The 11853-nt window shown below is 43.0% G+C and carries 8 protein-coding genes; all 8 read right to left on the bottom strand.

Annotation, left to right across the window (positions count from 1 at the left end):
* Position 1: 1 nt before the first annotated feature.
* Complete coding sequence (gene moaC, locus G504_RS0112085; RefSeq protein WP_240473045.1) at positions 2-451, bottom strand: cyclic pyranopterin monophosphate synthase MoaC; 450 nt, start codon at positions 449-451, stop codon at positions 2-4.
* Positions 433-876 carry a molybdenum cofactor biosynthesis protein MoaE gene (locus G504_RS0112080; RefSeq protein ID WP_019670443.1) on the bottom strand — a complete coding sequence of 148 codons (444 nt, stop codon included), beginning with the start codon at positions 874-876 and terminating at the stop codon, positions 433-435. Before G504_RS0112080 ends, moaC begins: the two co-directional genes overlap by 19 nt.
* Before the next feature lie 96 nt (positions 877-972).
* A complete protein-coding gene (locus G504_RS0112075; protein ID WP_019670442.1) occupies positions 973-2016 on the bottom strand; it encodes an adenylate/guanylate cyclase domain-containing response regulator in 1044 nt (347 codons plus the stop codon).
* Positions 2013-2387 (bottom strand): response regulator, encoded by a 375-nt coding sequence (locus G504_RS0112070; RefSeq protein ID WP_019670441.1) that lies wholly within the window; start codon positions 2385-2387, stop codon positions 2013-2015. Before G504_RS0112070 ends, G504_RS0112075 begins: the two co-directional genes overlap by 4 nt.
* A gap of 44 nt (positions 2388-2431) precedes the next feature.
* A complete protein-coding gene (locus G504_RS18650) occupies positions 2432-8257 on the bottom strand; it encodes an ATP-binding protein (RefSeq protein ID WP_019670440.1) in 5826 nt (1941 codons plus the stop codon).
* Between the two features lie 146 nt (positions 8258-8403).
* Positions 8404-9531, bottom strand: coding sequence for a DUF1214 domain-containing protein (locus tag G504_RS0112060; RefSeq protein WP_019670439.1), 1128 nt, complete (start codon positions 9529-9531; stop codon positions 8404-8406).
* A 9-nt stretch (positions 9532-9540) separates the two neighbouring features.
* Complete coding sequence (locus tag G504_RS19675; protein WP_157473325.1) at positions 9541-9696, bottom strand: hypothetical protein; 156 nt, start codon at positions 9694-9696, stop codon at positions 9541-9543.
* 27 nt (positions 9697-9723) lie between these two features.
* The gene (locus tag G504_RS0112055) at positions 9724-11577 is read right to left on the bottom strand and encodes an alkyl sulfatase dimerization domain-containing protein (RefSeq protein WP_205619670.1); all 1854 of its coding nucleotides are present in this window, start codon (positions 11575-11577) and stop codon (positions 9724-9726) included.
* Positions 11578-11853 lie beyond the last annotated feature (276 nt).

Below are 11853 nucleotides of genomic sequence, written 5' to 3'. Positions count from 1 at the left end.
TTCAGGTATTCCTGATATCAGATTTACCCCCTGTTTTTTCCAATAGTTTTATAGAACTTATTTCAATTCCTTTGTCTATTGGCTTTAGCATGTCATACATATTCAGGGCTACAATACTTGCTCCGTGCATGGCTTCAACCTCAACACCGGTTTTATAATTGGTTTTTACGGTAATTAATATTTTGATCTGAAGCCCTTCCACTTCGTAATCTATTTCTGTATACTCAATAGGTAATGGATGGCAGTCTGGCAAAAGGTCTGACGTCTTTTTTACCCCCAACAATCCTGCTGCTTTGCTCATGGCAAATACATCACCCTTTGGTACTGTTTTGTTCAGAATGGCTTCAATGGTATCTTTAGAACTCACATGAACAATTGCCTGGGCAATTGCCGTTCTGAGTGTGATTTTTTTATGTGTAATATCTACCATCTTTAAGTGTTTACTTTCCATTGGTAGGAATCATCCTCAAACAATTCTTTTCCAAAAACCGGAACCTGCTCTTTAATTTCCTCCACAACTTCATGCAAAGCTTCAAACACCTCTTTTCGGTGAGGTGAGGAAACAAATACAAACAAGCAAATTTCACCTGTTTTAACAATCCCCTTGCTGTGGTATATGTGCATGCAACTCAGGTCAAAACGTTTAAATGCTGCCTCCCTGATCTCGTGAAATTTGAGGTTGGCCATTTCTTCATAGGCAGAATACTCAATTGCCTCAACCTTTTTTCCATCAATTTGGTCTGCCCTTACCTGTCCTAAAAAAATATCGTGGGCGCCAATCTGGGTCTTAGACTGGTGATGCGCAATGGATTTAGCAATAAAATCAGGTGTTATAGCCCCCTGTACAAACACGTTTTTAACCTTTTGTTTTTCCATAAGGCATTTTAGTTTTGTGCTAAGGTAAAGAAGATTTCGGAAATTTAAATCAATGGCATTATCTGCTGTTTAAGCCTGTAGTTTTAAATTAATTTGTTATTCCAAAACTTCATATACAGTGATTGGAGCCGCTTTATTTTTTATGTTAATACTACCCACTTTTTTGCAATGGAAAGATTCCTTTACTCCCTCATAACAGCTCTCTGAAATAATGATTTGGTTTTCACCGGCAGAAGCCTGCAAGCGGGCTGCAGTATTTACTGTATCCCCTATTACCGTATAGTCCAATCTTTTTAAACTCGATGAACCAATGTTCCCGGACACCATCTCACCGCTTTTGATGCCGATAGATACTTTAGGCGTATAATTTGGGATGCCTTCAGGTTTAGGAAGCTTGTTGGTTTGCTGTCGTACCCCCAATGCCGCATCAATGGCCCTGTCCAGGTGATATTCTCCTCTGAATACGGCCATAACAGCATCACCGATAAACTTATCTACATAGCCCTGCTGCGCAATAATTTCTTTTACCATCATATCAAAATAGGTGTTCAGCATATTCACCACTACATCGGCCGGGGTGCTCTCACTAATAGCAGTAAAACCGCAAACATCAATGAACATTACAGTGGCCTCAATATTTTCATTGGCCATAATGGTAGATTCGTACTCCTTGCTACCCATAAAGTTTAGTACGTTTTCATCCACATACATTTTTAGAATATTGTTTTCCTTAATTGCTTTTAAGGTCTCTTTAATTTGTCTTACGTGTTTTAATGTTTTTTCCACCGTAATAGTAAGGTCTTCAAAATTGATTGGCTTGGTAATAAAATCGAAAGCCCCGCGGTTCATCGCCGTACGGATATTTTCCATGTCGCCATAGGCAGATACCATAACTGATTTTAACAGGGGGTTTAGCTCGTTTAGTTTTGTGAGCAAGGTAAGGCCGTCCATTTCCGGCATATTAATATCACTCAAGACCAGATCCATGTTGGGATGGCTGTCTAGTTTCTCCAGGGCATCAATGCCATTGATCGCAAATACAAATTCATATTCGTTCTGCCGTATTTGCTTTCGGAATTTTTGTTTGATGAGTACTTCCAGATCCGTCTCATCATCCACTACCAGTATTTTTGAGGTCATAATATTGCTTTCAATTTTTCTTTTAAGATACCAAATTCCAAAGGTTTGGTCAAAAAATCGTCTGCCCCCAACCTTTTGGACGATTCATAATTGTCCCTATCCCCATAGGCCGTGATCATCATTACTATTGGGGGTGGCTTAATGTACTTTGTCTTGATATACTCCAGCAATTCCAGTCCGCTCATCCCCGGCATATTTATATCCGATAAGATCAGTACAGCCTCCTGTTCCATGGTTCCCAGAATTTTTACAGCTTCTTCTCCTGAAAAAGCAAATACAAAGAACATATCTCCGTTGCGGATTTCCTTTCGGAATCGTTGCTCAAAAAGAGTTTTTATATCTCTTTCATCGTCTACTACCAGTATTTTCATCTATGTTATACTATTTTATCCATATTTTTTTACTCTGCTCCTATTCACACCATCGGCAACTGTACCTTAAAGGTAGTCCCCTGTCCTTCTTTAGTCTCCACTCTTAGTTCACCCCCATGTGCTTTTACAATATCATAAGATAAGGATAATCCTAATCCTGTTCCCTGCCCGGTGGGTTTGGTCGTAAAAAAGGGCTGAAATATTTTTTTTAGTGCCGAATCGGGGATGCCATTGCCATTATCTTTTACCGAAATAAAAATCTGATCCCCTTTCTTTTTTGTACTTACTGAAACTGTTGGTTCAAATCCATTTGGCTGTTGTTTTTTTCTCTCGGAAACAGCATAAAATGCGTTGGTAATTAAATTGAGTATCACCCTTCCAATATCCTGAGAAATAACATTGATCGTAACCATCCTTTCGTCAAAATCGGTTTTTATGGTAGCGTTGAAGGTTTTGTCCTTGGCCCTTAAACCATGATATGCCAGCCGCAGATATTCATCTGCCAGGACATTGATATCTGTAGGTTCTTTCTGGCCACTGCTACTACGGCTATGTTGCAACATGCCTTTTACGATTCCATCGGCCCGTTTACCGTGGTGTGTTATCTTATCCAGGTTTTGTTTGACGTCTTCAGCTATGGCCAGGGCTTCCTTCAGGTCGCCTTTCTGCAATTCCTCATGCATCTCCTCAATGAGTTCAGCACTTACCTCTGAGAAGTTATTGACAAAGTTCAATGGGTTTTGGATCTCATGCGCTATCCCTGCCGTTAGTTCTCCGAGTGATGCCATTTTTTCAGATTGCACCAACTGTGTCTGGGTGGCTTTTAATTCGGACAAAGTGGTTTCCACACTTAGTTTCGCTTTTTCTAATTTTGTGAAATCCTCATACCGGGCATAAGCAATCGAAAATGCTTCTGCCAATGATTGTACCAATTCAATCTGCTCGTTATTCAAGGGGTCCTCGCTACCAACATATAGCATCCCCTGCGTGAAAGGAATAAAATGAAGATTTAATGACTCTGGTGGATTTGCTGCTCCCTGATAGGTACTTTTATCCGAGATTTGTCCCTCTTGCATCAAAGACCCTGTCCAGCTTATAAATTCTTCCCGGTTCCAATGTTCTTTAAAAATATTTCCTTTCCGCCAATTGGCAACCATATTCGCAATCAGAGTATTTGCCCTAAATTGGAGGTGCAAAACGCCAAGTGAATGGCCGTCTGGTGCCGACAGATAGACCTCGACCATTTTAGTTTTTTCGTCAATAATAAAAACCCCGCATCGAATAAATGGCACCCCGAGTACTTTGAGTTCATTCCAGACCAGAGGGGTAATGCGTTCCAGATCGGCTGCTGTACGCATACTTGCAATTTGACCTCGGACCCTATCGAGCGAAGCCTGCTTAAGGGCATCTTTTGCCCTTTTTTCCGCCTGTTGCAAATCCAGGAAACGCTGGTACAAACGCCCAAATTCTTTTGCAAAACGAACGACGATATCCTTTTCCTCTTCCGTAGCCCTTCTGGAATGGTTAAAGCCAATGAAACCATATTTGCAGTGTCCCTGGGTAGTATAGAAACCATTCGGAAAATCCTCAGGAACTATTTTGTGTTCTTCCGGAAGGGCACTCATAACTTCATCGAGCAACTCCCACACGGCAGGCAATATTTCCGGGGGGTAATCAATACAATCCACGGCATGCAGGTCACTTTTTTTCCAGTTGTCAAAGGACGTCTTCCAGCTTTCCACTGCATTCACATCTATCAATTGCTCTGCAATAACGCGATTCTTTCCCCCGGTTGTGATCCGCAAAGTGAAGGTCTCATTGGCTTCATCGAATAAGGTGAGATGGGTAAGCACCGGGTTGATCCCTAAAAAATCGAACTGGTCAAACAAAACACCCAATACATCCGTAAGTTCATCGGTATGGTGCATCGCCATAGCCCGAGACCTCACCCTTTCCAGGGCCACCTCTATCTGTGCCTCCCTGGCCTGTGCTTCGGCATTTTGAAGATCGAGAAAACGGGTATAGGTTTGTTCGAAAACTTTGGAAAAGCGCTTTAATATAATTCGATCATTATCTGTGATATCATTATTCTTTGCCATTGCCAAAACACCATATTTATGATTGGAGTCAACAATTTCCATACGATCCATTCTCTTCTTTTTCTGGATTCTAATAAAACTTTCATGACCAGTCATTTCACTAAGAGATTTCGAAATTTCATCTACTTCCTTCAGACCTCTCCAGGATAGGTATGAAAATTCTTCTCCTGCTCTCCAGCTCATTATGGAAGATTCTTCAAAAGGTGCAAGCGGTATTCTGGCTGTATAAACTTCTTCTATAACCCCTTCTACGGGAGAAAACCAGCAATTTGAATACCCCTCTTCAATAAAAAATATATTGATCCAAACTTGATAGAAATCCAGTTCCAATTCAGAAAATTGCTGAAAAAGAACCAATACCACCTGAGCAAGTTCATCAGTTTTATGCATTGCCATAGATGCTGCACGCACCCTTTCCAAAGCAGCTTCTATCTGGGCCTCCCTGGCCTGAGCCTCCGCTTTTTGAAGGTCCAGAAAGCGCCTATAGGTCTGGTCAAATACCCTGGCAAAACGGATCAATAACTGCATGATCTCATCTGCAACAGGTTCATTTGTTGTGAAAAGAAGAAATCCTTCCGAGAAAAAAGCTGCCTGCTGTACCCTTCTCCCCTTAATATTGGAAAGGTCTATAGGCAACTTCACCTGTTGCTTAATATAGTTTAGCCATTTTTTCAGGCTTTGGCCCGACAGGTCAATTACAACAGAATCTTTACCTTCTTTCCATGCTTTATATGTTTTAGAAACGGTCGTAGCCTCATCCATCTTAAGTACATATCGATGGTTTAGTTGGCCTCCAATTTGATCCGTAACCCATAAATCCAGCAGGTTTTTTTCTTCCTTATAGATGCCAATGCTCATTCGGTCGGGGATATTGCCCAATAATGCAAATTGTTCAAATAGAACCTCAGCGGTTTCAGGAAGGTCTTCACTTCTATGCATAGCCATAGAACTTGCCCGTACTCTTTCTAAAGCACTCTCAATAGTAGCTTCCCGAGCCTGTTCCTCAGCTTTTTGCAGATCTAAGTACCTCCTGTAGGTCTGTCCAAAAACCTTAGCAAATCTATTTAATACTTTAGCCCCTTCTTTTGAAATAGGGTTCTCGGTAAAGGCAAAAAGAATACCTGAAGAATAGAAGAAACTATTGTGATATACTTTATCCGGCAGTGTTTTTAAATCTGCATTAAATGGATATTCGGGTTCTTTATTAAGTGCCGTATAATATTTAATAACATCCTTACCAATAAAATCGTAAGAATAGCTTTTCTTTTTACTTTTCCATGCTTTTTTAAGCCCTACTAACATGGGATGTATGGTCATATTTAGCATCCCTGTTTTTAAATCAATTTTACCACTGGGCGAATAATTTGCAGACCATGTTTCCATTCGCTCATTTCCTTCAAGAATCCCTATTCCACAACGAATAGATTGGTCAATACCCAGCTTCATCACTTCATCAAACAAAGTAACAACCGTTTCTCCTACTTCCTGGCTATTATGCATAGCCATGGTCTTAGATCTTACCCTCTCCAGTGCGGCTTCAATTTGTGCTTCCCGTGCCTGAGCTTCTGCTTTCTGCAGGTCAAGGAAGCGGCGATAAGCTAAATCAAACACTGATGCAGCCCTACGTTGAAGATTCTTTGCTTCATTGGATGGTTCTATGCCGGACGTCATACAAAGCGACCCTCCGGAAAAATCTGAAAAATGATAATACATTGTTTCAGGGGTGGAATCTTCCTGATTCATGTACTGGACAATTTCAGGGGATCCCTGGATTAATACATTTATCCACTCCTCTAACTTTTCCCCTGAAGCCGTCAATGTATATTCATTTAAGGATGAATGATACATCTCTAACATTTCGCTAAGCAATAAGCACGCTCCTTTAGGAAAATACGATGTTCCTGAAATTATATTTCCAGCCAAATTACTGACCGGCCGAAAAGAGTACCATGATTCGATAAGCTGATCATCAACTTCGTAGAGTTCGATCACAGAGGCTTCTAATTCGGGCTGACCAAGCATACCCATTTGTTCCCGCAAAACATTGGCCACATCGATAAGCTCTTCAGAAGTATGCATAGCAAGCGCCCGTGCCCTTATGCGTTCCAGGGCCGTCTCAATCTGCGCCTCCCTGGCCTGCGCTTCTGCTTTTTGAATGTCGAGAAAACGACGATAGGTCAATTTAAAAACCTTTGCAAAACGAATTAACACATTGATCTCATGGTCGGTTATGGGTTCGGGAGTGAGCACATACATCATGCCGTATTCAAAATAAAAGCTATTTGTGTATTCAGAAGTTACTTTTGTCAACACTTTCCTTTTCACTGCTTTACTGATAGACTCTTGAGAAGTAACCGCCTTGTAATATTTCTGAAGGTCTTTACCATGTATACCACCTATAAAATATGGCTCACCTTTGCGCCATGTCTCTGCCACTTCTGAAATCAATGGATGCTGGTTAAAACCAAGTGTTCCTGTCACGATGGTTGACTTTCCATGTTCGTCTACATTTGCACTCCAGTCTTCCATAATTTCATGTTCATCATCCATGATCAGAAAGCCACAACTTCGAAGGACAATTCCCAGTTCTGTTACCTGTTCAAATAGCAACATAGCTGTATCTGCCAATTCATTTGCTTCATACATTGCCATTGATCTGGACCTGACTCTTTCCAAGCTTGCTTCTATCTGTGCTTCTCTGGCTTGGGCTTCTGCTTGTTTCAGATCATTAAATCTGGTATAGGTGAGGTCGAACACTTTTCCAAAACGACTTAGAATATCAAGGCTCTCATCGGACAATGGTTCTTCGCCAACAGTTTGTAATCCTCCAAAATTGCTGAATGTAAAAGAAGCAACATATTGTTTTGTTGCACGCATTTCTTTCTGTACCGGTTTAGGTACTCTTCTGAATTCTGTTTGGGTGAATAAATAATCATCATAGGTTTCTTTTTCATTACCTTTTAAAACAAAAACCCATTTATCCTTCTTTTCTTTCCACGCCCTAAACATTTCGTGATGAAAGCGATAGTCCTCAAACAACATATGATACGACTCAGGTGCTTTCCCTATCTCCGGATTTGCCCCCCAAACCATATTAGACATCGAAGGTTCATCAATAATATTGATCATACACCACGAAAGCGCCAAATCCAATTTTGTCAATTCTTTAAAAACAGTATCCACCAATTCGGATAACTCATCAGAGTTCTGCATAGCCATAGCACGGGCCCTTACCCTTTCCAGTGATGCCTCTACAGCTAGTTCCTTGTTTTTTTGCTCCAATTCTACAGTGCGTCTTTTTACTGCCTCGCGCAATTCCCTGTTCTCTTCAGCTATTTTATCAATGGCCACATTCTGGCCTTCCTCGGTTTTTGAATCAGGGAAAGAAGAATGCTGATGTATAATTTTCCATCCATCTTTTCTTTCAGTCAATAGGGTCGTGGCTCTGAATTTGGAATAGAAGACCCATTGCTGCCCATCAAATACATAGAGATCGCAGCGCTCATGGACTATCACTATTGCATCTTGCTGCTCCTTTTGTATGCTGCGGTTGCGCATTTCGAGCTTTCCGGCTACTTCATCGATGGTATCCTTTAAAAATTGAACAGCTTGTTTTTTTGTTGTAAATACCTCACTTTCTGCACTACCAACCTGCGTATAGGATTCATCGAGTAAAACTTCCATGGCCTGAACATTGCCTTTCAAATACTGGGCCCAATAAGTTTCGTAAACCAGGTTTAATTGTTGTTCTTGTTCAGACGTTAGTTTCATATATAAGTAAGCGATAAAAGCCTTTAATGAAGTCTGTTCTAAGGCAAAAAGATAGTGTTACAATAAGTGTCTGCCACAGAATACTCCCTGCTTACTAATATACTTAAGATTTTGGAAACAAAGAGCTAATAAAGTAGATAGTAGCCTCACCAGGAGATAGCTTCGCTGTTCCTGAGAACGGCTCGCACTGAAAATACAATACCACCCTCTTCATTCAGCTTCATTCCCGTGTTTTCGCTGACGTTGTACTTCTTGCGCTCATTGGGCAGGAAAAACCCATTTTCGGTATCATACAAGGTAAACGACCAAAAGGCGTTGGCCGGAGGCATTTCTTCCTTGCTCATACTGATCACATAGTCGTTTTGGGCATTCATTGACTCGCCATCGGCGGATGCAACTGCCGGATAGACCGCTTCTTGTGCGGGTTGACCAATAGGGCCAAAAACGGATTGGAAGAGAAGCAAATCTAAGCTGATTTCACCTTTTGGCTGGAATAGGCCAGTACTGGCGGCCAGTTTATCGGCTTTGGCCATCTCCTCGTCGGTAATGCGTTGGGCGATATCGCGGAATTTCTCACTGTCCAGCTTTACCACCTTATTTGTGTCGAAGGCCTGACCGGGAACCACTCCGAGCGGTTCGTACAATGCAAGTAGTTTCTGGTCGAGTTCATTTTCCGGATCAAAGATGGTGTGGTTAAAAATGAACTGCATCACCTCCAGGAGGTTGTTGGCATAAACATCCACATCGGTTTTTCCAACTTGTGGAAGTTCGACATCTTCCTTTGGGGTTGGTTCCCCTGTTTGGTAGGCTGAAAGGGTATACATTTTAAAGTCATTCATTTGGCCTGTGATACGGTGATAGCGTTCAGGATCATTAATGTGGGGCATGACGCGGAATACAGCGGATATAAAATCCCCTGTAACTTCGAAATAACGGTCAACACCTTCAATCTTTTCTCCTTCCTTGTAGCCTCCAGTTCGTTCCGAATAAACGAGCATTTTTTCAGCTTTCTGGAAATCTCCAAGACGGGTAGACATCGGAATGTTCACATAATGGTCGTACCCGGTGATCATCAGTGACACATAATTTGAATCGAAGGCCGGCATGTCCAGAATAACTGCATCCTTTCTTACATCGATAATTCCGGTGATGTAGTAGGTGTCATTGTTGGGTCGTGCGATCACCTGGAAGGTGTGGTCCTTGGGCTGGTCATCGAAATCCGTTACATTCCAACCACCATACTGCATGGAGTCTTTGTTGTTTACATTGAACATGGCAACATACTAGTAGGAGCGCTTTACGATCTCCTCGACTTGTTCGTCGCTTAAAATGGCCACACCGTTTTCGTCGGTTTCAAGGGCGGATTGTTTTTCAGCCTGGCCGCAGCTGGTGATCGCGAATCCTATCAGGATTGCTATCCAGAATTTGATATGCTTCATTTTATTGATTTTCTATTTTTGTTTTAACTACATATGATCCTGCCTAATAGTGGGAGGCACCACCACCGCTTTAGCCGGATCGTAGCGATCAAAAAGTTCCAATATCCTTGCGGCCTCCTGGGCATCCCCTTTGGTCACCTTGATCTCCCCGTTTTGGATCAAATCACGGATAGGTTCCGCACTTAGGTAGACCTTAGCCCAGGCTTCTTCGGATAGTTCCATCAAGATATCTGGTTCACGCAGGTATTCACTGGGTGCTTCGATAAATTCGGCTATGGCGCGGCGCACGTGCAAGCCTGCACTGGCTCCTTCTTCAAAATCGAAACGTAGTACCTTATCCGTCTCCCCGCTTTTTTTCGGATCGAGACGTACCCGCATATAGTCCACAAAGGTATCCGGAAAGGCTGCTATGGTCTCGGGGGCGGGAGGTATTACTGTTGGCAGGGTCACCTTGCCTTCTAAAGCCAGCGCCTGGGACATTAGGTGGGCCCGGTTATTCGCCCCGGTAGACACATAAGCCATCTGCCGGAGGGCCTCTGCCTTGATTTTACGGGCTTCTTCGTCTTCCGGGTTTAGTCGGTACAGGTAATTGACCAGCTGGGCGGCCCAGGAATATTCATTTTTATTCATGGCCTCGGAGGCGGCTGCCAATACCTTGCTACGACCTCCCATCAGAGGAACAATACGTTTGGCCTCTTCCAGAGGTGGGACGGGAGCCAGGTTAAGGGCATCGTTATCATACCAGCCAACAGATTGGTAATAAATGGCCGGCGGATAGGAGGATACTTCGCCATAACTTTCCAGGTTGTTAGGGACTTCCCTCAGATATTCGGGCAAACTTACCAGGTGGCGCAGTTCATCAGGGGTCTTTCCTCCCAGTATACCACGGAGGCTTTGGTCTAGTACGAAACTCGCCCCGTCCAGATAGCCTTCTAATCGCTTACGAATTTCTTCTTTCCCTATAACCGGTTTTGCTGCAGCCGAAATCAATACTTCCGGTTCAAGATCTCGATTAAACTTAAGACCTTTAATCCATTCTCTGGGATCGCGAAAAACATCCCCTCGCACAGAGTAAAGCTGTGGCGGGCTAGACCAAAGTAAAGTGGTGAAAAGAATTTCTCGTTCGGGCAACCATACCGTGGTGTGTACCTTGTCATCCGATCCGTATTTGGTAAAAAATTGCATTTTCTGTCCCAGCACAGTCAGTTCCTGCCCGTCCTCGACCGGAGTATTTACAGGCATGTATGCCAGCTCGAAATCTTCCGGGAAGGTTGTCGGCACCACCCAGGCGTCCGGGCCTTCCTTGGGCATAAAGGCGTTGAACTGGATTAACCCCCGAGCCGTTAGGTAGGGCCCGATTTCAGGGAAGTAGGCAGGAAAACCTGCTGCCTTTGCGTTCGCCTCCACCACCGCATTGAGATTTGGGTGGCCGATAACCTGAACGTCCTCCTGACCTTCAGCCAGCACCCCGGCTCCGAAGGCCGTATGCGAGTGTCCGTAGATGATGGCCCTGATCGGCTTATCGGTCACCGTACGAATCGCCTCAAGCAGGATTTCACCGTCATGTTTTGTGTCGCCTGTATCGAATGCAATCAAGCCTTCATCTGTATCTATAATAGAAATTGGCGCCAGGCCATAGCCGCCAAATACCCAGATTCCCTCGGCAGGCTGCTCGATAGTCGGTTCGAGCCAGGACACTTTATCAACTCCATCGAGGATTTGCTTGTTGGCAATCGCCCCATTAGGAGCTTCTACCAGTTCTACCTCTCCGCCCATATAGGGTGATACTTCCTGTGCTACGAGCGATTCAAAGCATGCGGACAGAACAAAACAAATAAGAACGCTTTTAACTAAACGGTTTATGATTTTAGTTGGATACATTTGTTTACTTTTTATTGATTATATGACACTGTTTTCTATTCTTTGAAGTATTTAAAATGCAGCTTATTCAATGTACCTTCAAATTTAAATGGTGCTTTCTCGAAGTAGTCGTTCGTAACGGGCGAAGCCGTGTCCATGCCGACATCAAAGGTCTCGGATCCCGTGAAGGCAGCGGGCACAGTGCGCTGAACCTTACCAATTAGCCGATAATACTAACCCAAAAATAAAGGTACTCGTTTTTATTGCATGATGGCATGATATTTATCATGTGATAAA

The organism is Eudoraea adriatica DSM 19308, from assembly GCF_000382125.1.
In the GTDB taxonomy this organism is placed as follows: Bacteria; Bacteroidota; Bacteroidia; order Flavobacteriales; family Flavobacteriaceae; genus Eudoraea; species Eudoraea adriatica.
The sequence above is the reverse complement of the archived record's forward strand: the minus strand, read 5'-3'. Positions and strand labels throughout refer to the sequence as shown.